Raw genomic sequence first — 244 nt, 5'->3', positions numbered from 1 at the left:
CCAAATTGTTAAAGAGCAATGAGACTTCTTGTGAAGTTCATTTTCTAAAGACTCTCACAGTCGAAAAATCCAACCAGCGACATAAGAAGTGGTTTGGAGATTTAACTTCCAAGAATATTTAGAGAATGGTGGGCGATACCGGGCTCGAACCAGTGACCCCCTGCTTGTAAGGCAGGTGCTCTCCCAACTGAGCTAATCGCCCACTAAAAGTTTTAATTCTTTCGTGGAGAAAGAATGGTGGGTC

At 43.4% G+C, this 244-nt stretch carries 1 tRNA gene; it reads right to left on the bottom strand.

The annotated features are described in order from the left end of the window. Positions 1-126: 126 nt before the first annotated feature. Positions 127-202 (bottom strand) — tRNA-Val (locus tag AB4512_RS22260). Positions 203-244 lie beyond the last annotated feature (42 nt).

Origin of the sequence: Vibrio sp. 10N.222.52.B7 (assembly GCF_041474275.1) — a bacterium.
Taxonomy (GTDB): domain Bacteria; phylum Pseudomonadota; class Gammaproteobacteria; order Enterobacterales; family Vibrionaceae; genus Vibrio; species Vibrio crassostreae_C.
Note: the sequence above shows the minus strand (reverse complement) of the source record. Positions and strands in the feature narration are given on the sequence as shown.